This is a genomic window from Tropicimonas marinistellae (assembly GCF_001509585.1).
Lineage (GTDB): Bacteria > Pseudomonadota > Alphaproteobacteria > Rhodobacterales > Rhodobacteraceae > Tropicimonas > Tropicimonas marinistellae.
In genome coordinates, this window is record NZ_LNCI01000005.1 from 423,612 (window position 1) to 445,815 (window position 22,204).

Annotated in this window: 13 protein-coding genes and 1 other RNA gene; 5 read left to right on the forward strand and 9 right to left on the reverse strand. The window is 63.6% G+C overall.

Annotated features, from left to right (window positions below; genetic code table 11):
- The 8 genes from ARC39_RS13070 to mbfA all read right to left on the reverse strand — a co-directional run bounded on the left by ARC39_RS13070 (position 1) and on the right by mbfA (position 17,732).
- Complete coding sequence (locus ARC39_RS13070; protein ID WP_068115096.1) at positions 1 to 1,791, reverse strand: hypothetical protein; 1,791 nt, start codon at positions 1,789 to 1,791, stop codon at positions 1 to 3.
- Positions 1,791 to 5,060, reverse strand: coding sequence for a hypothetical protein (locus tag ARC39_RS13075; protein ID WP_068115099.1), 3,270 nt, complete (start codon positions 5,058 to 5,060; stop codon positions 1,791 to 1,793). The genes ARC39_RS13070 and ARC39_RS13075 overlap by 1 nt, the downstream gene beginning before the upstream one ends.
- Positions 5,060 to 6,796 (reverse strand): hypothetical protein, encoded by a 1,737-nt coding sequence (locus tag ARC39_RS13080; protein ID WP_068115101.1) that lies wholly within the window; start codon positions 6,794 to 6,796, stop codon positions 5,060 to 5,062. The genes ARC39_RS13075 and ARC39_RS13080 overlap by 1 nt, the downstream gene beginning before the upstream one ends.
- On the reverse strand, positions 6,786 to 11,966 hold the full coding sequence (locus ARC39_RS13085; RefSeq protein WP_068115102.1) for an ATP-binding protein: 5,181 nt from the start codon (positions 11,964 to 11,966) through the stop codon (positions 6,786 to 6,788). The genes ARC39_RS13080 and ARC39_RS13085 overlap by 11 nt, the downstream gene beginning before the upstream one ends.
- On the reverse strand, positions 11,963 to 14,791 hold the full coding sequence (locus ARC39_RS13090) for a hypothetical protein (RefSeq protein ID WP_068115103.1): 2,829 nt from the start codon (positions 14,789 to 14,791) through the stop codon (positions 11,963 to 11,965). Before ARC39_RS13090 ends, ARC39_RS13085 begins: the two co-directional genes overlap by 4 nt.
- A gap of 342 nt (positions 14,792 to 15,133) precedes the next feature.
- A complete protein-coding gene (gene acuI, locus ARC39_RS13095; protein ID WP_068115104.1) occupies positions 15,134 to 16,120 on the reverse strand; it encodes an acrylyl-CoA reductase (NADPH) in 987 nt (328 codons plus the stop codon).
- A 39-nt stretch (positions 16,121 to 16,159) separates the two neighbouring features.
- Positions 16,160 to 16,639, reverse strand: a complete 480-nt coding sequence (locus ARC39_RS13100; protein ID WP_068115105.1) for a DinB family protein — start codon at positions 16,637 to 16,639, stop codon at positions 16,160 to 16,162.
- A gap of 115 nt (positions 16,640 to 16,754) precedes the next feature.
- The gene (gene mbfA, locus ARC39_RS13105) at positions 16,755 to 17,732 is read right to left on the reverse strand and encodes an iron exporter MbfA (RefSeq protein ID WP_068115107.1); all 978 of its coding nucleotides are present in this window, start codon (positions 17,730 to 17,732) and stop codon (positions 16,755 to 16,757) included.
- Between the two features lie 128 nt (positions 17,733 to 17,860).
- Here mbfA and ssrA point away from each other — a divergent pair.
- The 3 genes from ssrA (at position 17,861) to ARC39_RS13120 (ending at position 19,461) form a co-directional block, all read left to right on the forward strand.
- Positions 17,861 to 18,210, forward strand: a transfer-messenger RNA (tmRNA) gene (ssrA, locus tag ARC39_RS13110).
- A 90-nt stretch (positions 18,211 to 18,300) separates the two neighbouring features.
- Entirely contained in the window at positions 18,301 to 18,729 is a 429-nt protein-coding gene (locus ARC39_RS13115) for an ester cyclase (RefSeq protein WP_068115109.1), read from the forward strand.
- A gap of 234 nt (positions 18,730 to 18,963) precedes the next feature.
- On the forward strand, positions 18,964 to 19,461 hold the full coding sequence (locus tag ARC39_RS13120; RefSeq protein WP_068115110.1) for an SspB family protein: 498 nt from the start codon (positions 18,964 to 18,966) through the stop codon (positions 19,459 to 19,461).
- A gap of 197 nt (positions 19,462 to 19,658) precedes the next feature.
- Here ARC39_RS13120 and ARC39_RS13125 read toward each other — a convergent pair whose 3' ends face one another.
- Positions 19,659 to 20,288, reverse strand: a complete 630-nt coding sequence (locus ARC39_RS13125; protein ID WP_068115207.1) for a DnaJ domain-containing protein — start codon at positions 20,286 to 20,288, stop codon at positions 19,659 to 19,661.
- Positions 20,289 to 20,396: 108 nt separating this feature from the next.
- Here ARC39_RS13125 and ARC39_RS13130 point away from each other — a divergent pair, with 108 nt between their 5' ends.
- A complete protein-coding gene (locus ARC39_RS13130) occupies positions 20,397 to 20,654 on the forward strand; it encodes a BolA family protein (protein WP_068115112.1) in 258 nt (85 codons plus the stop codon).
- Between the two features lie 147 nt (positions 20,655 to 20,801).
- Positions 20,802 to 22,202 carry a class II fumarate hydratase gene (gene fumC / locus ARC39_RS13135; protein ID WP_068115114.1) on the forward strand — a complete coding sequence of 467 codons (1,401 nt, stop codon included), beginning with the start codon at positions 20,802 to 20,804 and terminating at the stop codon, positions 22,200 to 22,202.
- The last annotated feature ends 2 nt before the right edge of the window (positions 22,203 to 22,204 follow it).

Sequence of the window (22,204 nt, forward strand, 5' to 3'; positions counted from 1 at the left end):
TTACGGCGCTGCGGCCGGCACTGCGGCGCGCACGTCTGTCTGAAGACAGTTCGGCTGCACGTTGGGGGTGCGGAAATCCACCTCGAACTGGATCGGCGGCGTGTCGGAATGCGCCAACCGTTCCAGCAATTGCCGATCCACCTCCCCCTTGTCGTCCATGATCATCCGGGCAATCGCGAGTTTCTTGACGGTCATGTTCTCGTCGGCGTTGATCAGCCCCTGCAACACGTCGCGCGAGCGCAGCCCGGTGCGGCCGACACTGCGGTCGAACCCGTCCAGGATCGCGGTTTTCGCGGCATTGGTCAGCGGCCCATCGTCGGCAAGCAACGTGTTGTACTGTGTCAGAAACCCCGTGAGCTGCCCCTCTTCGGCCGCCCGCAAGGCATCCACGCCGGCCTCTGTGGGCGGCGACTGAAAACGCGAGATCAGCCGGTCGCGGTCCACGCTGTAAACCGCCTCCGGCATCAGGTCCGACCATTCGGGAGCCGTATTCGCCGCAGGTGGCGCCTTCACCCGCAGCGGGCCGGAAACCAGATCCTTGTCCGTATCCAGCATCTCCTTCCAGGTGCGCCGCAGGTCGCTGCCGGTCTGCCGCAGCATCTCGGACCTCGGGCCGACCAGATCGGAAGCACGCGAATAGGATTTCACCTGCACGAACCGCGCCAGGAAGCCACCGCCCGGCTTGTCGAACATCTCCACCATGTCGGGCCCGGCGCCGCCCGGGAAGGTGAACTGGATGATCTTGCGGATCGGTGAGCCGGCATCGCTGCCCGGATTGATCGTGCGATCCAGGATGATGGCCAATTCGAACACGTAGCCATGGGTGTTCTTGCCGCCCGCTCCGACGATGGCCAACTTGATCAGTTCCTGCTGGCCTTCCACGATTGCCGACGACAGATCGTTCATGTTGACCAGCCCATTGGCGCGCGCCACGACGTTCAGCACCTCGTAACCGTCCAGTACCCGGTGCATGAATTCGTCGGGGTGGAGCACCCGACCGCCGGTCATATGGGCGACGGTCGTGCTTCCGAACAGGGTGATGTCGTTCGGGGTGAGCCCGCCATCGGTCGTCAACGGGTTATAGCGACCGGCGAAATACTCCATGTATTCCTTCACCGCGAGTTGCGTATCGGCGAGGCTTGGCGGGTCGGTCATGCCGCGCGCGTGGTAGAGGCGTTCGACCATCTCGTCGCGCCGCGTCGCGTCTTTGACAATGCCCACGAGATCGGCAACTGCCGTTGCGCCCGGCACGGTCTCCGGACGCGGACGCACCCGCCAACCGCTCGACCCCTGGCCGGTGACGTATTTCCGCGACTGTCGCAGGTCGGCCGGACCGAGCAGCGCATCCAGCATGGCGCGGTGGCGATAGCCCTCGCGCGTGGAGACATGGTTGCGCACCCAGTTTTCGGGCGATCCGTCCAGGGTGCCGCCATCGATGGCCTGCTTGTTGTCACTGACCCAGCGTTTATAGACCCTGTCGATCTCCGGAATGATGAAGCCGTCTCCACCGGGCTTGGCAATGTCGTCAATCGACAGGAAGGCCGCGTCGTCGGCACCGCCCCCGGCATTGCGAAATCGGAGCACCTGCCGCGCAATATCCTCGACGTCCGTTCCAAGATCACCGAAATGGTCCGCGACCAGCCGCCGAACCGCCGCCGGATCGTCACCGGCCGCCTCCAGTTCGGTCAGGAACGCCTTCACCCGCTGAGGCGTCACCGCCCCTTCCGGCGTCGAAATCAGGTGCCGCAGCAGCGGTGCGAGCACGTCGTTTATGTCGAAGAGCGCCCGCATCAGTCGAGGTCCAGATCCAGCAAGAATATCGCGATCTCATCGAGCCAGTCTTCCGCGCCGATATCCGGCAGCCCCTGGAAGAAACCGCGCAGCGCCCGGGAGGAGACAATGGGCAGCATGACCGCACCGAACATGATGAGCTGCTCGAACCGGGAGACGGGCTTGCCCCATTTGTCCTGCCCGGTGCAAACGGCAATCAGCAGATCCTCAATGTCGAGAATGTCGCCCACGACGGGAATGAAGCCGAGCGCCATGTCGATCACGAATTGCGCCATTTCCACGTTGGCGTCGTATTGCGCCTGCTCGATGGGCACGTTGGTGCGCATCAGGTGCCCGGTGCCGGTGCCGCGCCCGGTGCGCGGTACGGTCTGGGTTGGCGCGTCGGCATTGGCAAGCGTACTGCCGAGGTCCGGGATCGCGTCGAAATCCCGGTCTGCGTCCGTGTAGGTGATCCGGTTGTTCGCATCCGGCGCGGGCGGCGACCCGGTTCCGGAATAGGTGCGCCAGATGTGGTAGTCGAAGGTCGTTTCGACCTCCTCGAGCTGGAAGTGGTCCCACAGCGCTTCCCAAATCGGATCGGCGATGTTGTTGTCCTTGATGCCGATCTCAACCGAGGGCGTTGCATGGATAATCAGCGCAAACTGGATCAGGCTGAGATCGTCGCGCCCGATAACGAAATCCCGGAACCGTCCCAGCACAAAGTGCTGCAGCAGGACTTCCGAGAAATCGGTTCGGTTGATCCCGTGATGCACCTTGTAGCGGACGTCGAAGGCGAACCGATCATGCGCAGACCGTTTCGAACAGGTGATCCGCACGGTCGCCTCCCCCTTCACCCCACCCCACAGGCGCGGGCGGCGGTCTTCCGGCGCGGCGTTGGGCGTGGTGGCATCCTGCAGTTTGTATACGACCTCCACCCCCCAGTGCCCCGTGGGCCCGGGATCACGAAAGGGCTTCACCGTGACGAAAGGCATGTCGTCCCGGCGGATCGCGTTGCGCTCGCGGAAGTCTTCGAGTTGGGGTGTGGGAAACTCGAAGGGCGCGCCCTGATTGGCCTGCGGACCTTGTGGAAAAGGCGCCCCGTTTGGCCATTCCCCATAGGCGTATTCCGTGCCACCCGGCAACTGAACATCGATCGCGTTCTGCGTGGCCCCGCCGCTTCCCGGTTCGTCTTGCAGCAGCGTGATTGCCGACCCACTGCCACCTGCACCATGCGGGTCGCTTTCGCGGCGTCCGGATCCGGGCGACACCCAGGCGTACCCTTCGAACGGCGCCGCGGCGGTGCCGCTCGTTCCGTCGTCGAGGGGACGGACATCGTCGTAGAGCGAAATCGTGTAGGGCGCCTCCAGCAACTTGGTGTTGATCGGCGTGCCAAGGGGCGGGACCTGGGCCGGGGTCACGGTGCGATAGAGCTCCACCCGACACGTCGAGGGAAAGTCGGCGCGATAGGTCACCGACACGCCCGGGCCGGCAACAACGATCACCTGGTCCTTGCCTTCGTCTATCACCTCCAGGATGCCGGGATTGACCTTTTCCAGCATCTCCTCGGTGTCGGTATCCGCGAGCGGCGGCTGAGCCGGGATATATTGCCAGCAGACGTTCCGCTCCAACCCGATGAGATTTGCCTGGCTTCCGACCGGATGGACCATCGTCAAACGGATGTCGCTGTTGGGCGATTTCGAATGGGTGAGACGTATCTCGGTAATGGTCCCGTCGCCGTCCTGACCGGTGATCGTGGCAACCACATGGGGCTCGTAGTCGGCTGCGCTCACAGCACCAATCTGATCGGAAACCGAGAAGATCCCGAGGTTGAACATATAGAGCAGCGCATCGACATAATTCAGCGCCCTCATGCCCCGCGTCATGGACGTCAGTTCCCCGGAGGAGAAGACGCCGGGGTGACGCCACTTGATCAGGCGCCGTAGCCCGGTTCGGAACCGTAATTGCTTCAAGCGACGCCGGTTTACCTCGTCCCAGGGGTTTGCATCGCCGGCCTGAACCGCTTCCGAGGCCTGTTCCGTCAGCAGCACGCGCAGATTGTAGCCGCGCATGCCGAGGTATCGGCGTTGCTGTGACTCCACCAGCGTTCGCTGAAGAACGTAATAAAACGGCGACGCATGCAGCACGAGATCCGGTTCCTCGGGATCGTCCTGCCACTCGCTCTCCAGCTGCGGGGACTGCCCGAGCGCAACGAGAGGATCGTAGAATGCAGGCCCCTTGCCGGACGAAACCCATTTCAGGTGGTGGGGCGTAGCGAGAATGTCTGCGACCACGCCAGCGACCTTCTTGACGCCATCGTAGGCCCCGGGCGGGTCACCCAGCGTGTCATCGTCGGGCAGCATCGAATCCCAGGTGGCGGGGTTCAACACCCAGAGTAGGCCGGGCCAGGTCGCAGCACCGGCGCCGCCGGGGAGGGCCGCGGTTTCCTCGACAGCCTCCTCCGCCTGCTGCCAGAGCTCCGCGCCGACCCACCAGGTTATGCTGTCAAAGACGAGAATCCTGAGCACGTCGAGGCAAACCTTCGCTGCACCCGTTTCCACTCCGTGGATCACCGGCGCACCCTTTTCCGGCGATAACCGGCTATGCACGTCGGCATAGGCAGCACCGCTTTCCAGCGCTCTCGCCAGCCCTTCGATCGCCCAGCTTCTCTGCTGGTTGATATCCGCGCTCGTGCTTCCGAGTGGCTCCTGGATATAGGAAGCCAGAAAATCCCGTTCGGTGGTCCCAGTCGTATCGACTGTGTTTGCGTGGTCCTGAAGGCCGGCATCCGATAGCGGAAGGCCGAGATCCTCGCCGTCCAGGGCGCCGACCTTCTCAAGGTAGATCCGCGCGCCAACACCCAGATTGCTGTCATTCCCGGCCACATCGCCTTCGGCAACCGCAGCCGCGGAGGTGTCGCGCGGCTCCAGCCGAACGGTGCGCTCAACAAGATCGAGATGCAGCCACCAGTCGCGGCTTTTGTGCATGACATGGTCCGGAAGCGCAGCAAGCGTGTATTGCGGGAAGACGATCTGGAGCGTCGGCACCCGGTAGCCAGCCAGTGTCAAAGCGGTGAGTGCAGGGCTGATGTCTTTGAGGAAGCTCGCAATATCCGACAGACGGATACCAAAGTCCTCATGGAAGAAGACTGGTTCGTCCGGAAGGGTCCTGCCCTGGCGTTCTTCGAGCGGCCCCTGGGGATGGGTGAACCCCTCGGCAGGCCGCAACTCCCCGAAAAGCGGAGAGTCGAAATCCCAATGTGCAGGGATGAAGAACTGCGGCACGGCGGTCATTACTTGCGCCCCCGTTCCACCACATCGGTCAGCCGTCCGGCGCTTTCCAGCCGTCCGGCGGGGCGGCGGCGGCGGGCGAGCCAGACCCGCAGCTTGCCATCGGCGCCGCGCGTGGATTGAAAAGCGCGCGTAACCTCCGTGCCGCCCGGGGCGATCTCTTCGTCCTGAACGGTGAAGGGACGATCCGGCGCGAGGATCTGCCCCTTTGCGCCCGCCAGATCGGTCTTGGCCGGGCCGAGCAGATCCCATTCTTGCAACCGTGCCCGCAAGAGCCGGCCCGTGGCCAGCGCGGACTCAATCTCCGGCACGAAGGGCACCCAGTGCGGCGGCACGCTGGCGCTGAGGAGGCGATAGACCCAGGCCTCGGCTTCCGGGTCCGGCTCGGGCATGGTGCTGTCGCCGAGATAGCTCCGGTACTGATCGCGCAGCCGCGCCCAGTGTTGCGTACGGTCCACGGGACGCCCATCGGGTCCTTCGATGACAGCCTCAACCGCCCAGGCGAGATTCGCCTGTTCGTCGCGTGAGAAGACGACACGCTCAAGCACCCGCCCCTGTTTGGTCGCCTCCACGACCCGCGGAAGATAGAGCCATGGGGTTCTTGCGCCGGTCTCCGCATTGGCGGAGACGTCTCCATCCAACTCAAAGAACCGAAATGACCGGCCGGCCCCGTCATTGGCAGCGGCCGAGGCAAGCGTGACGGTGTCGCCCCAGGTATCGTGGACCTTCATCGAGACGATCCGGTTGAGCGTACCGGCTGGCACCCGCATCGGCATCAGGAACCAATCATTGCTGAAGGCGGTGGCGAATTCGGTTACCAGCATCTGCGCCAGATCAGTGCGCCCTGCCCCGAGCCCGCCGAAATAGACCTGCCCCTCCTCGAAATCCCAGAGCGTGTCGGCGGGCATCCCGGAATACCTCACCGGCGTGGGATAGAGCGTGTGGGTGCGCCGCGCGCCGATCAGCTTTTTCGTGCCCGGCGAACCGGGGATGACATCGAAGCTGAACCAGTCGAGCCGGCCGCCGTCGTGCCTGTCCGCCGTCAGCGCAATCCTGTTCGCCCGCGCCGCGTTGTTCCGCGTTTTCAGACGGTATCGCATTGCGGAATCGTCCCATGCCCCGCCGCGCTTGGGCTCGGCAAAACGCCCCGCGTAATACGTTTGCCAGGCCTTGATCTCGGTCTCCACATCCGTCTGCGCCTTGGCTGTTACCCGGGCGATATCGGTGGCGAGGTCTTCCAGAACCTTCGACAACCGCTTGCCGTGCAGCCCGGCGAGCATCAACGCGCGCAGTTCAGGAACGTCTTTTGCATGGCGTTTCTCTGCATCGGAGAAGCCCGCCTTCTCGACCAGAAGCGTCCTCAGAGCGACGCGATCGGCGCCGTCGAAGCGACGCAGGAACTGTAGCCCCGCCCGCGCCTCCCGCAAGAGCACGGCCGGCCCGGCCGATGTGGCCATCGGTTCGGCCTGCGCCTCCAGCGGAACAGCGGTCTCAAGACGGCTCCATGCGGGCGTATCGTGGCCCGCGAAATGCGTGACCGGCACTTGCCGTCTGGTAATCTCCACCCGGGCCGGGCTGCCGGCATCGTCGCCGGTCAGCGCCCCGAACTGCCATTGACGGGCCAGCATCCATGCCGGGTCGGCAACCCGCATTGCCAGCCCTTCCTCGATGCCATCGCCGCGAAGCGACGTCCAAATCCGCGTCCAGGCCGTGCGTTTCGCGACAAGGTCAATCGCCATGGTCGTTCTCCGCGTGCAGGCCCGCCCCGGCAAAGATGGCTGGCAGGATCTGGTTGAACTGGCTCATGTAGCCGCCGTCCACGGCTCGGATCCGCGCAAGGTCGAAGGCCGTTTGAACGGTTTGCAGCACGGTATCGAACGACCAGCCCTCGTCCTCGTCTCGTGGCAGCGCAAGCAGGATCGCCTGCGGCGCTTCGGCGTTGGGGCTGTCGAAATGCATCGCTGCGGCCATGTCCGTCTCCATTGCCGGCATCGCCTCCACCACGTCGGCGAGCACCAGCGCCGCAAACCCCGCGTCGGGATCGACCGCGACGGGCGGGCGTTTCTCCTCGTCATTTGCCGCCGAGTCGGGCTGTAGTTGGATTACCACCACAGATCGCGTCGGCCCTTCGCGATCCGTGACGCCTGTCTCGGCGATCCACTGCACGGCACCGCTTGGTTCGGGCCATTGAGCGACGTGTAACCCGAACCCGCCTTCTCCCGCGACCTCGGCCACGTCGAGCGCCAGTCCGAGCTGCCCAAGTGGCTCATGGGTATATCCCTGACGCTCGATCCAGGTGGATGGGGTGCCATCCAACCCGGCGAGCCGCGCGGCGCTCTTGGCGAAACTGTCGGCGTACTCCTGCAAACCCTCCCACCGCACCGGCACGACCACCGGATGCGACCGGCCAAGGACACGGCGGATCGTGTCACGGGCCGCCTTGAGCCGGGCCTCCGGGGATGCGCTTGCGTCCGGAGTGTAGGTGCCAATCTCCGCGGCGAGCGCCCGAGCCCGCCGAAGCACACCCTTGAGGGCACGACCCAGCCCCTGCCCCTCGCCGCTTCGCGAAAGACGATGGACCGTTAGCGCCTCGCGAAAGTCGGCACGCGCCAAGTCCAGCAAGGCGTTTTCGGCTTCGGAAGGAAGCGGGTCGAAGTCGTCCGGCAAGTCGTCCGGCGCCACATCAGACCCGCCCACGGCAGCGTCCAGCACGGCCACCGCATCGGCTACACAACCTTTTACTGTCGTCGCGCGACCTTCGACGTCCCCGAGAACCATCTCGGCAGCTGCCGCCCCCGGCGGGATGTCTCGCGCATCGAAGGCGCGGGCCTGCCCCAGAACAGCCCGCCAGGCATCGAGCATTGCCTCGGCAATGCCCTCGTCCACGCCGCGCGGCAGGTTTGCCGCTTGAAGCCGTATCTCACTGGTGGCTGACAGTCTCACGGTGCCCGCGTGTGCAAGCGCGGCTCCGACCCACCCGGCGAGCCCGCCGATACCGCCTTGCGCGGTGGCACGTAGCAAATCGGATGTGCCGAGCCCGAGCGTATCGGCGACATCCTTACGCCAGGACAATACACCACTCGCCTCTTCCTGCCCGTCGGCCGGTGAAATGGCTTGCCACTTCAGTTCCAGCGCATGGAGTGGCTTCAGTACCCGGTCCAACGCAGCGTCGAGATGGGGATCGGCCAGCATGGACAGGCTCCGCGCTTCCTCCGCCGTGTCGGCCGTGACCGGTAGCGGCAGGATCACCTGGTGCTGGAACCCGACGGCGGCCGGCCCGGTCTGCAGGACGTCGAGTTCCGGTGGCGGGGCATCGCCCGTCTGGAGCGCCCGCAGGGTACCGCCGGCGCGCGCGACATTGCCAAGGACCAGCTGATGTACCGCCTCGGCGATCCCGGTGTCCGAGAGCGCATCCACAGTTTCCCGCAAATTGGAGAGCGCCGTTTTCAACGGCTCTTCCCAGGCGGTGTCATAGGGCTGGCTTGCGGGCAACAGGTCTATCAGTACTTCCTTCGCCTGCTCGATCAGATCCGCCTCTCCCGTCCCCGTCACAATCAGACGGTGCAGTTCCAGCCCATCCACGGAATGCTGGGCGCGGGCGCCGCGTTGCGTTTGGCCCTCCGGCAGGGCGAGCCGCAGTGGCAGCACCCAGATCGCACCCGCTGCGCTGTCACGCAGGTCCGACTCGACCTGCTGACCGAGGATATCCGCGAGATCCTGCCCCTGTCGCAGTGCGTCCATCGCCTCCCGCGCGCGACGCACCCGGCGAGAGGAAAGGTTCACCGCAAAAGGAGAATCGGCCGCGTCCGAGCCGTAAGCGGTCCATCCCGCTCGCAGCACCGCGGCGGTCTTGGCATGGGCGATGGAGGGTGCCGGAATGAAGCCCTGGCTGCGCCCTTTCGACTGGCCGTCGAGCGCACCCAGCGCGCGGTTGAGGTTTTCCACGTAGCCATATGCGCCGATCTGCATCCCCTCCGGAACCTTGGCGCGCATCTGTTCCAGGCGGTTGTCTGATAGCGAGGAGATCCACGCATCGAGACGCCAGCTCACCACACCGAGGGTCTGCGACATCAGCAGCCGGAGCTGTTCGGGTGCCATCTGTCGCAACCGCCCAAGCGCGGCCTTGATCTGGTTGATCTCGGTTATCCGCGACGATGCCAGCGGCTTCAGCGTGCCCTTGAGCACCGTCGCATCCCAGTTCCGGACCACCGCCTCCAGAGTCTCCGACAGTTCCAGCATCTGGACCAGCGGCGCATCCGGTTGCTGACCGGACTGGCCGGCAACGGCCGAAAGGTTGCCGGCCAATTGCGCAACCTCGGAGGCGGTTGCGCCGCGCATCAGTCTCAGGACACCGTCGGACTCCACCGTCGCCGTCGCGCTGCGCGTGGGCGAAAAGCTGACGACCAGCGTCTCGTTGAGGTCCACCAGTTCCGGGCCGGACAGAGATTCTACCGTGTGAAACGGCACGCTGCCCTGTAAAACGGCCACCTCGTCCAACAGACTGCTCAGAAAACCTGCCGTCCGGCTTTTTCGGGTCGCGACGCGGCGCAGTCCCGTGCGGATCAGGTGATACAGCAGCGGCTTCTCACCGTCGGGGAAGGCCGGTTCATCCGGGACCGCCTCACCTTTCGCTGTGGCTTCGGCATAGGCTTCCAGGTTCGTCAGCCAGTCGGACGGCTCTACTGTCTCCGCTCCCTTGTCCACGCGCACCAGCCTGTCGGCGGGCCAGGGCACTTCCTCAATTCCATGCATGAGGTAGGAAAACGGCGGGTCAACCGCCCCGCCCAGCACGCTGTTGGCCAGCGTCGTCGGCGCGCCCAGCAACCGCAGTACATGATTGCGATCCTCGTGGTCGCGAACCGCCAGCAGAACCTCGTCGAACAGTGCAACGATCCGTTCCAGCGCCTCCCCGTTCTGATCCCGCAGGACATCTGCGAAGGCCTCGCCCCAGGAATCGTCGAATGGATAGAGGCGCGGCCCGTTCAGGATGCTCGCATGAACCGCCTGCAACGAGGCAAGATGCCGTTCCATCGCGCCGGCGCTGGAGAAATTGGCCGGCCAGTCGAACAGGTCCGGCAAGTCTGGCGCGATGTAGAACACGCCGTCTTCGCCGAAGTCGAGCGTGTAGGCATCGCGCAGCAACTCGCTCCCATCGACGTCCGTCAACGATTGCCGGTTCTCCTGCAACGTCCAGGTGATGTTGCGCTCGCCGCTTTCGACCGAAGATGTATAGAAGCTCTGCGGATGCGGACCGGAATGCAGCACCGCCATGAGTTGCTCGCCAGGCGTGCCGAAACCGTTGCCGGGCATGTCTTCGCCAGCCAGTCGCACCACGTCACGCGATCCGGCGAGCCAATGGGTGAACAGCGTCTCCAGGAAGATCTCGAGCTGGCGTTCCGGTTGCTTGCCGGCGTCCAGCAGCGACATGCCAAACTGCCGGGCGGTCTGGCGCTGGATCGGGAGCACACCATAGGGGCGCTCGCCAATGCGGATCGCGGGCAATCGGCCACCGCCATGCACACGGTTGCGGAACCACGTGCGTACCCAGCTGACCAACTCGCTGTCGAAAAAGTCGTCTTCTCCCGGCTGATCGAGGATCGTGCCAAGCAATTCGCCCAACGTGGCCGGCCAGAGGGCCGTGTTCATCGCCTCCATCGCAGCGGCCTCGGAACCCTCGCGGAACTGGAACCGGCGCAGCGTCTCGATGTCGGCCAGTCCGAAGGCAGCGGCCATACGACCGGCATTGTGGTCTTCCTCGTCGCCGCTCATCAGCCCCGGGCCGGGCCAGAGCGGCGCGGCGTCCTGATTGGCCGCATGCGCGACGGGGACGACCCCGGTACCCTTCTGTTCCGCCTCACGTTGCCAGGCGGCCTCGGGGCTGCGCTCCCCGGGCGACCACCCCGACCGCACAGCATCGGTGTTGTTGGTCGCCAACCCTTGCGGCACGAAGCCGGCGCCGAAGGCGTAGTGCTGGCTCCGAAGCGTGTCGGCAAATGCCTCCGCGGTCTTTCTGGAGCCTGGTCTGGGCTTGTTCCCGGTGGTCCGGTTGTCGCGCCAACCAAGTACATAGAGGCTGTCGATGCGTTCGCGCGCCGCGCCCTCGAGCGGTGCCTTGATCGCCATGCCCTTGTTCCAGGCGGTCTCGAAGTCGAACATCCAATGGGTCCGGGCGTTCGTGGCCGGATCGCTTGCCGCGTCGAGGTCGCCCGGATCGGGGAGAAAGTCGATCTCCTCCACCACAGTTTGCGAAAAGGCGGAAAAGGCGAGCGCTCCGTCGGTGTAGCCAACTGCGAACCAGCGGTCCGGCAAGAGCGGGGAAACGAGCCCGGTGTCCAGATCGGCGCGCTCCGCCGTCTCCGCCTTCAACACGCCGCGCGCGACCTGATAGGCATGTGCGAATGCCAGCGCATCTGGCCGGGCCATGAAACCGGACCACGCCGCCAGAACCTCCGGATGATCGGGACCGTTTTCATCCACCAGCTCGGCGAATTCTTCCGCCGCCGACAACGTGTCCTTCGCGACCTGTTCGGTGCGCGGCGACAGGAAGATGTCGCCCGGCATGATGCGTATCTGCAATTCGCGCGCGCTGCCCTGCCCCTTGAACCGGGTTTCAAGGCGTACCGGCAGAAGTACCAGAGGTACATCATCGGGGATTTGCGAAAAACTCGCCGATAGCTCGCCGAAATTGCCGCCGCGCCCCGGCAGGATCGGCACGTCAGGCTTCGGAAATGGGAAGCGAGGCTGGAAAGGCGTGTCCCGCTGGGGGAACTTCTGCGGATCGAGTTTCGGCGCGTCCCATTTTCCGCGAACGAGATCACCGAGCGGACCGTCCTGCCAGCCCGGTCCAAGCAATTCGCCGATCTCGGGCCGTTTGCGGATTGGCCGCTTGCCGCCAGGATCGTCGCTCATTGACCGCCCTCGGCAATCAGGCTGTCGGCATGCATGGCCACACGCACCGGGTTCTGGAAACACAAGGCCGCCTGAACGGCAGAATTCGCACCCCACTGCAGTCCGTCCACGGGCGTTTGCCACCAGTCGGGACGCAGTGGCGCGTGGCTCAGCCCGTCCAGTTCACCTGCATCGGCGGCGAAATTCCCCCAACTCAGATCGAGGCGGCTCCCCGGATGCTGTCCAAAGTCGCCCCCTGCATCCAATCCGAAGCGACTATCGGTTTCCGGCTGTTCGAAGACGATGAAGTATCCGGGATCCTGCCCCGGCACCTTGCTGCCGCGCAACGTGGCGGCCGACCTCGGAAAACCAAAAAAGACGCCCTTTGCACCAATCACCCCCTCGAAGCTTGGCCAGACAAATCCATCGGGTGCGTCAAGATCGGCAATGCGCCGCTCTGCCAGAGCATCGGCGGGCTTGAACCTGTCGGCGAGGCTCGCCGCCGGATCCGGCGGTGCCCAAAGCGCCGGAGCGGCGTAGACGCGTGTTTCCGGATAACGGCGAAAAAGATCGCCCTTCACCAGAACCACGACCTCGTCCTCCTCCGCCTGCGGCCGAGGCGGCTGGTGTGACCCGAGCTCCGAAAACGGCCCCCAGTCCGCGACCGGTTCGATATCCCGTCGCTCTGGCGCGCCCACGTAGTCCCAGAATGTCCGGAACCAGCTTGAACGCAGATCTGCCGGATACTGACGCCAGGCCAGTTCGCGCGACATCTCGTGATTGAGCCCCAGCAGGAAAGCTTCGATGAAGGCCTGGTTGACCGTCATCAAGCTCACCGAATTATCCGGCAACGCCCCATAGCCCGGTAGCAGCAACTCCGGCGAAACGCGCTGCAAATCCAGATAGGCCGGGTCGCGGAATTCCAGTTCGACGGCGGCCACGGCGGGGATCGGCACACGCCCGCCAACGTTGCGCTCCAACCCGTCTATACGGGATTGCGCATGGCGTGTGACCGTCTCGTCCGGTTCGAGTTGCTCCAGCGTTGTCTCCACCAACGCGTTCGCCGGGAGCACCTCCGGCTGGACGCGGTAGACATCCTGCACTTCGGACACGCGGAGAATGCCGTGCCCCAAAGAAGCGCCGTCCGTCCGCCGCCGCCCGCCACGCGTCCCCAATCGGATCTGGCGAGCTTCCAACCGCTCCGGCGGCAGGCGCGTGCCGGCATTTGCACCGGCGAAGGCGATGGTACGGTTCTCGACCAGACCGTCCGCCCGCCCCGGCACGCTCTGCATCAACGTCTGCCCAGTGCCATCCAGCCACATTGTCCCGATTTCGCGGTGAATGTCGGTCCAATCGACCGGCCGCACACGCCGCGCCACCCCATCGGCACGCACCGTCGCACGCCGGAACACGGCCTCGAATGCGCCGCCGGGCAGCGAATTGGTTCGGTGCAGGACATCGGCAACCGTGCTATCGCCGACGTCCGGGCGCCCCCTGATTTCAGAATGCACAGGCTTGGTGACTTGCAAGACCTCGGGTTGTGACAATGCAGATAGTCGGACGTGGACGGCGTTTCCGACCGTCTGGGCCATTCTGGCGCGTTGTAACGTGCCGGTGATTTCCCGGTGATTTGCGGCGACCGCCCAGGCCTCGGTCATGTAGTGCTCCTGAAAGCGCCGGACGATCTCGGCACCGACGCCTGCGCTCGCGCGTTCCGGCGCCTGTAGATTCACCGTCCCGCGCCATGCGCCGTCAGCCAATGTCTGTGGCGCCTCGTCGGAGCCGCTCACCTGCCATGTGCCGTAGTTCGGTACGCCAACGACCGGATCATCTCGAAGTGCATCGTAGCCGCCCGACGCGACAGGCGCTCCCTCTCCGTCCGAAACCAGCCGCGACTTCAACGCATCCTGAAAGGCGGCCTTGTGGTCCGCGCGCCAGTTGGCGGGAGCGACGACGGGCGACACGAGTGCTCCGGCGTAGCTCACTATCGCCCGCTCTTCCGTGTTCCAACCGGGCAAAACCTCATCGGCGTTGAGCCCGCCCCGCGGAACGGAAATATCGAGATCATGGACACCGACATCGCCCCCGGCCTCGAAGGGCGTCAAACGCCGTACCAGTTCCTCGAAATCCGCCTGCCCGGTACCGAACCGCCAATGGTAGTAGACGGGTAATTCCAGCGCCTCGGTATCCTCGTCCCACGCGAGCAGGCCCGTCGCGCCCGATGGATCGCGCCCGAGCCCGGCAAGACGCCCTGCCTCGAAACTCGGCACCAGCGCCGCCAGATACCCCGTGCGGGGCTTCATTCGCACCGGACAGAGAAGCCGCGAAATCTCGGGCCCTTCGGACCCCTCCATCACGGCTTCGGCGTGCGCCCAGCCATGCGCCTCGGCAAGATCGGGCAGCTTTTGCCCGGCGCCGGATTCGATCTTCAGCCTGTACCCCGGCGCTTCCGTGACCTTGGTCAGCGCGACAGTGTCGGTCTCTTCCAGGACGACCAACACCAGCCACGGCAGCAATCGTCCTTCATCGTTCGGTTGCGCGGGCGTGAACATCCATGGAAGCTCAGGTGTCACCAGTTCCACGAAGGGGAAGTAGTTCGGTTCCGCATCGCGGGCGTCCGGCTCCGGAAACGTTGCGCGAACCGCATCGGCGGAGATCGCCTTCACATCGGCAGGTCCGGCGAGCGTGACGATATGATCGATTGGCTGCCCCAACCCGTGGACGACTGCACGAAGATCGAGTGATGCTCCCGCGATTTCCGGAACGCCATCGTCACGTTCCACATCGGCAAGAGATGTCGACAGCCCACTGCGAACGGACGACCAGAATCTTGAGCGAAAACTCATTTTCAACCAAGGACGTTGTATCAATTACCGCCCAACGTGAGTTAGCGTCCTGCGGCCTGTCAAGAAGTTTCGGGACGAAACCAGCCAAACGACGACAGGCAATCAATCGAAGATCGACAGGCAGGCAAATATTCAAATTAATACATGTATTTCAATATTTTGAACGCGACTTTGAACGTGGCACATTATCCTTGGGCCGACGGCCGCCACATGCTCACTACTCCCAATCGTGCGACGCGGATCGAAGCACAGGGCGCCGGTGCTCGCCCGCCTCCCGAAAGGGAGACGGCCAGCCAAATAGTCGCGCAGGACTTCCCGGAAAGCCGGCGCCAGCGTTAGGCGTCAGGCGTTCACGTCAACCACCACACGTCCGCGCACCTGTCCTTTCAGGATTTCGGCGCCGAGTTTTGGCAGATCGTCCAAAGTCGCCTCCACAATCATGCCGTCGAGCCGGTCCATCGGCAGGTCGGTGGCAACCCGTGCCCAGGCTTTCTTGCGCGCTTCGATTGGCTGCATCACCGAATCGATACCAAGCAGGTTCACGCCTCGTAGCAGGAAGGGCGTGACCTTGGCAGGGAGATCCGCGCCTCCGGCAAGCCCCACCGCAGCGACCGATGCGCCGTATTTCATCTGGCCTAGGATACGCGCGAGCATCGCGCCGCCCACGGCGTCGACGCAGCCCGCCCAGGTTTCCTTCTCCAACGGGCGTTTGACGGTTTCAGACAATTCGTCGCGCGTTACAAGCTTGCTCGCTCCGAGCGCGGCAAGATACCGGGATTGCTCCGGTCGTCCGGTCACGGCAGCGACGTCGTAGCCCAGATTGGCCAGGATGGCAGTTGCCACCGAACCAACCCCGCCCGTTGCGCCGGTGACCAGCACTTCGCCGTTCGCCGGTGTGAGCCCATGGTCCTCCAGCGCGATAATCGCAAGCATCGCGGTAAACCCGGCGGTGCCGACAGCCATCGCCTGCCTTGCGCTCAGCCCCTCCGGCAGAGGAACGAGCCAATCGGCCTTGACCCGCGCCTTCTCCGCGTAGCCGCCCCAATGCGCTTCGCCCACGCGCCATCCGGTGAGGACCACCTTGTCGCCCGGACTGAAACGCGAATCCTCGCTGGCCTCGACCGTGCCGGCGAAATCGACACCCGGGACGTGCGGGTAGGTTCTCACAAGTCCGGCGCCGGGGCCAATGCACAGACCATCCTTGTAGTTCAGCGTCGAATACTCGACCCGAACGGTCACGTCGCCTGCGGGCAACCGGCCTTCGTCTACCTCCTGCACCGAGGCGGTGGTTCGCCCGTCCTCCGCTTTCTCAACGATCAACGCGCGCATCTCATCGTTCCTTCTGCTTCCGGCGATGATCCGCTGCTATCAGATCGTGTCCGGCATGAACACCAGATCGGTGGCCGCAGGGGTGACACCGGCTGCGGTGAGCATTGCGTGAACCTGGCCTCGATGATGGGTCTGATGGTTGAACATATGGGCGACGCAGGTCGCCATCGGCTTGCATTGTTCGCGCCCTGTGGCCCCGGACTTCCACGTCAGATCGCCGCGCAACGCTGACGGGCGGAGCCGACGCGCCCAAAGCACCAGTTTCGCATCCGCCCGCATCCTGTCCGCTTTCCACGCGGCAAGCGTCGGGTAGAGTTGCGGGCTGTCCGCGATCCCACCCGCCGGCCTTGTCCAGCCGTCTATCCGCGCCATCCAGACCCGGTCTGCCCACAGAATGTGATTGAGCGTGGCAAAGATGGAGCCAAAAAATGCACCGCGGTTTTCCGTGAGCGCAACTTCATCCATAACCTCCGTCGCTACCATCAGCGCTTTGTTTTGCCATGCATTATACCGGGACATTAGCTGGGCGTACTCGATCGATATCACCGCACCACCTCCTTCTGAATCCGGACGTCCGGCATAGCGTCGCTGCACAGCGGCATGCTGTCAATCGTTGTGCCGCAACGCGGCAATCCTAGCCGCTGCCGATCAGAACACCCGCCGCCAGAACGAGACCGCCGCCAACGACGACTTGCAGCGCCGCGCGCCAGAAGGGCGTGTCCATGAAACGCTTCTGTATCCAGGCGATTGACCAGAGTTCAACGAAGACGACCATCACGGCGATTGTGGTCGCGGTCCAGAAATCCGGAATGAGATATGGCAGCGCGTGGCCAAGGCCTCCGATTGTGGTCATCACGCCGGACGCGATACCGCGCTTGACCGGACTGCCGCGCCCGGACAGTTCCCCATCATCTGAGGCCGCTTCTGTGAACCCCATCGAAATGCCTGCCCCGACAGATGCAGCGAGACCGACGAGAAACGTGCTCCAGGTGTCTCCGGTGGCGAAGGCGGCCGCGAAGATCGGTGCGAGTGTGGAGACAGACCCGTCCATAAGACCGGCAAGACCAGGCTGAACCCAGGTGAGCACGAATTGACGACGCGCCTGATGCTCCTCGTCGGCCAGCGCCTCGACCGTCAGGTGCTCTGCGACCAATTCACCAGCGCGTCGTTCGTGCCCGGCCTCGGCCGCGGCGAGATCGCCCAGCAGACGCCGTGTTTCGGCATCCGTCACCCGCGCCGCGGCGGTTTCGTAGAACGTCCGAGCCTCCAGCTCCATCTCCGCCGCGATCTCTCGAACGCGCGAGATCGGGAGCTTCTCCAGCAACCACTCGGGTTTTCGCTCATAGAAACCACTCACATGAGCCCGCCGAATGAGCGGTATCGTGTGCCCGAAGCGAATACGGTAGAGCGCAATGAGGCTTTGTCGGTGACGATCCTCCTCGGCAGCCATGTCCATGAACATCGCTGACGTGGCGGGGTATTCCGCCTGCAAACGGCTGGCAAAATTCCGGTAGATCCGGCTATCGTCCTCTTCAGAGGAGATCGCCAGCGCCAGGATCTCCGATTCCGAAAGATCGCGAAAATGCACCTTGCGCGAGAATAGCGAGGTCATGTCCATGCTCTTGTAATGGGCCCTGAACAAGGCACTAACCCGCTGAACAGCCGAAGCAAAGCGTGCGTGTTGACGCTCGTACCTGCGTCTTACCCCGTGCGCATTCAACGACGAATTCTTGAACGGCCTATCTTGAAGTTCGGAACCGGTGGAAATACCTTTATCTTGTCCTTTGGGACTATGGCGATAAACGCGCTCGTAATAAGCGGCTCGGACCCGGGGGCGGTACCCGGCGGCTCCACCAAAATCCCGCGTTGGGGGATCATGGGGCCGAAATAGGATCGACGGACGTCTAAAGGGGTTAGCTTTTGCTCGGTGAGGTACCACCGTTATCGGTCCGTTAAGCATAATTGCCAACGACAATCGTGCTCCGGTGGCCGTCGCTGCTTAATGCAGTGACCAAAGCCGAAATCTTAAGCCCAGTCCTCTAGCAAGGGCTGGCGGGGTTCGCAGGCACCTGGCAACAGAAGCCTGCACTTTCCCTCTAGCAAAATCATATCAAACCGCTTGGTGTTCAGGGTTTGTTCAGTATCTCGCCCTAGGGTTGCTGACAAACAGGAGAACCACCATGGGTTGTAAAGTCGATTTGCTACAACGCTTCTACGACCGCGTCTGGGTCGAGGGGGCGATCGAAGAAGCCGGAGACTTCTTCAACACGGAGGCAGAAGCCAGCGGCCTCATGCCCGAACTGGCCCTGAGCGCACAGGAGTTTCACGATTTCGTCGCTGCCCTCCTGGAAATGCTGAATGTCACCAGTGTCAAACTCGAGAAAACCGTCGAGCAGGGCGAGTGGCTGTCAGTCATGGGCTCTTTTGAGGCGACACTTCTCGCGACCGGTCAGCCGATCCGCGGCGGCGGAATGCTGATGGCTCGGATCGTGGACGGTCGTATTGTCGAGGCATTCAACTGCATGGATTTTTTGGGATTGTTCGAAAAACTCGGTCTGGTTCCCGAACATGCCCTCGCCCTGGGCATGGCTGGACACCGGTTCAAGTGATCGTTTCCGCAACCAACGACGACGCAATCAGACGAACGGTTCCATTCCCGGCGGGATGGCCTCCCGATGCCGTTTTGCGAGGCTCCATCACAATCAAATGCCCTCAAAGCCAGCGCTCCGTGTATCTCGGGTGTCGCTAGGTCAACCGGTGCGTCATATGACGTCGGCAGGGGTATCATTCGGCTTCGAATCCCCTATGCTGACCTCGGAACAAAGCGGAGACACCGAAGGTTCATGTCGCAGAGCATCGACTATGGCAAACTCATGCACCGGGCCATGCGGAGCCTGATTCAAGAGGTCCTTGGCGAGGTCGCGCGGAGCGGACTGCCGGGGCAGCACCATTTCTTCATAACCTTCGACACGACCCACCCCGATGTGAACATCGCGGACTGGCTACGGGACCGCTACCCGCAGGAAATGACGGTGGTGTTACAGCATTGGTTCGACAATCTCGATGTCACTGATGATGGCTTCGCGGTAACCCTCAACTTCGGCGAAACGCCGGAACCGCTCTACATCCCCTACGATTCCATCGCCACCTTCGTGGACCCTTCGGTCGAATTCGGCCTGCGATTTGAAACAGCTTCCGCCGCAGACGACGATGAGGCGCCGGAGGACGACGACCGCGGCACGCCCGAACCGACCGACGAAGCGCCGATTGCTGAAGATATCCAGCCGGATGAACCGCAAGGCGATGCGGAGGTGGTCCGTCTGGACAGTTTCCGGAAGTGATCAGGCCCCGGCCGGCGCAACCCACGCGCGCCTTTGCTCAAGGGGGCTGGACTTTGTGCAAATCGCAGTTGCACGTCATATCAAGTAGCCGGGATTGACCCGCCATCCCAACCGGCGGGGCGGAGCCCTAGAATTGGCCGGTCCCGGCGTGCCGCTGGAGAGCAAGACCTGTCAGGAGCCCCGATGGTGCGGGTCTATCAATCCTTGAAGTTCCGGCTTTCCTTGATCTGATCCCAGGCCCAGACAACCTCCTGAAGACGCTCTTCGTCTGACCGATCGCCACCATTCATGTCCGGATGCAAGACCTTGATAAGCGCCTTGTAGGACTTGCGCACCTCGGTCTTGGTCCAATGGTCCTTCGCATCGAGAATCTCAAGCGCACGCCGCTCGGTAGGCGGCAGCCGGCGCCCGCCGCCTCCCCCCTTGCCGGGATTGCGCGTGGCATTCTCGCCCAGAACCTGATGTGCATCGTCAATGCCCAGCCGCGCCCAGGCCCGTTCCTCCGCGCTTTGGCTGAAGGGCTTGGTCTCGCGCTCCCAGACCTTGTCCTTGTCGATCTGGCTTTGCAGTTCTTCTTCGGTTGTCCCGTCGAAGAAGTTCCACTTCAGATTGTATTCGCGAACGTGGTCCTTGCAGAACCAGTAATACTCATCGAGTGAATCCGGTGACTTGGGTGCCCGGTATTGGCCAGGCTCCTGACAGCCCGGGTGGTCGCACTGTCGCTGCGATGTCTCGAACGCACCCGACATGCCCCGCTTGCCACGCGACCGTTTCTTCTTGTCGCTCTTGACGCGGATATCGAAGCCGAAAGGGTCTGGTTTCGCCATGGCAAGCATCCTTTCTCGAAACAACTGCGCTCTGTCCGGGTTCTTTCCGACTCGGCCGCAGGAGTTTAGTCTGTTCGATGGGGGGGCGAACAGGGGGATTCTTGAAAAATGCCTGTGGCAGATGAAATCACAAAGCGGCTCACCGAGAGCTTTGCGCCGCGCGAACTAGAAGTAATCGATGACAGCGAACGTCATCGTGGGCATTCGGGCTACCGCGAGGGCGGCGAAAGCCACTTCAATGTGCGCATAGCGTCCGACGCATTTGCCGGGATGAACCGCCTTGCGCGTCATCGCGCGGTTCATGCGGCCCTCGGCCCGGACCTGATCAGTCGGATACACGCTCTCGCGCTGGATATTTCCGAGTAGCAATCCGAAACCATCATCCACCGATGCTAGCCGGGCGCCTGTTACCGCAAACTGGGCGCCCTGCGCCCTTTCGCCCACCCAGGAGCCGTTGCCAGCCCCCCTGACGGGCGGTAAATCCGCATCCAATCGCACATCCAGGAGGCCCGCATGACCGCGACCCGCACCGAAACCGACAGCTTCGGCCCGCTTGAGGTTCCCGCCGACAAGTACTGGGGCGCCCAGACCCAGAGGTCGATCATGAATTTCCCCATCGGCTGGGAGAAACAGCCGGTCATGATCGTTCGCGCGCTCGGCGTGATCAAAAAGGCCTGTGCGATGGCCAATGTCGAGAATGGCAAGCTCGACCCCAAGCTCGGCGAGGCAATCCAGAACGCCGCGCAGGAAGTGATCGATGGCAAGCTCGACGACAACTTCCCGCTCGTCGTCTGGCAGACCGGCTCCGGCACACAGTCCAACATGAACTCCAACGAGGTCATCGCCAACCGCGCCATCGAGATGCTGGGCGGCGTGATCGGCTCCAAGGATCCGATCCACCCCAATGACCACTGCAATATGGGGCAGTCTTCCAACGACGTCTTCCCCACCGCCATGCACATCGCAACCGCCATGCAGGCGCGTGCCGTGCTGCTGCCCGGCATGAAGAAGCTCCAGGCCGCGCTGGAAGAAAAAGTCGCGGAGTTCGAGGGCATCATCAAGATCGGGCGCACCCACACCCAGGACGCGACGCCGATCACGCTCTCCCAGGAATTCTCCGGCTATGTGCACCAGGTGAAGAAGAGCATCGAGCGCGTCGAAACCGCGCTTGGCGACATCTATGAGCTGGCGCAGGGCGGAACTGCCGTTGGCACCGGGCTCAACACGGTCGAAGGCTGGGACGTTCAGGTCGCCGCCAACATGGCCAAGATCGCCGATCTGCCCTTTGTCACCGCGCCCAACAAGATGGAAGCGCTCGCCGCCCATGACGCCATGGTGCAGATGTCCGGCTCGCTCAAGACCTGCGCAGCCTCGCTCTTCAAGATCGCGCAGGATATCCGCCTGCTCGGCTCCGGCCCGCGCTGCGGCCTCGGCGAGCTGCTGCTGCCCGAGAACGAGCCCGGCTCTTCGATCATGCCCGGCAAGGTCAACCCGACCCAGTGCGAAGCCATGACCCAGGTCTGCTGCCACGTGATCGGCAACGATGCGGCCGTGGGCGTCGCCGGCACGCAGGGCAACTTCGAACTCAACGTCTACAAGCCGATGATGGCCTATAACGTGCTGCAATCCATGCAGCTTCTGGGCGATGTCTGCTCGGCCTTCACCGACAACCTCGTCGTGGGCCTCAAGGCCGACCGCGAGCGTATCGAGAAGCTGCGCGACGAGTCCCTGATGCTGGTCACCGCTCTGGCCCCGACCATCGGCTATGACAACGCCACCAAGGTCGCCAAGACCGCGCATAAGAACCGCACCACGCTCAAGGAAGAGGCCATCGCGCTCGGCTTCGTGGACGAGGCGACCTTTGACGCCGTCGTGCGCCCCGAGAACATGGTCGGCCCGAAGCCGAAGGCCTGAGT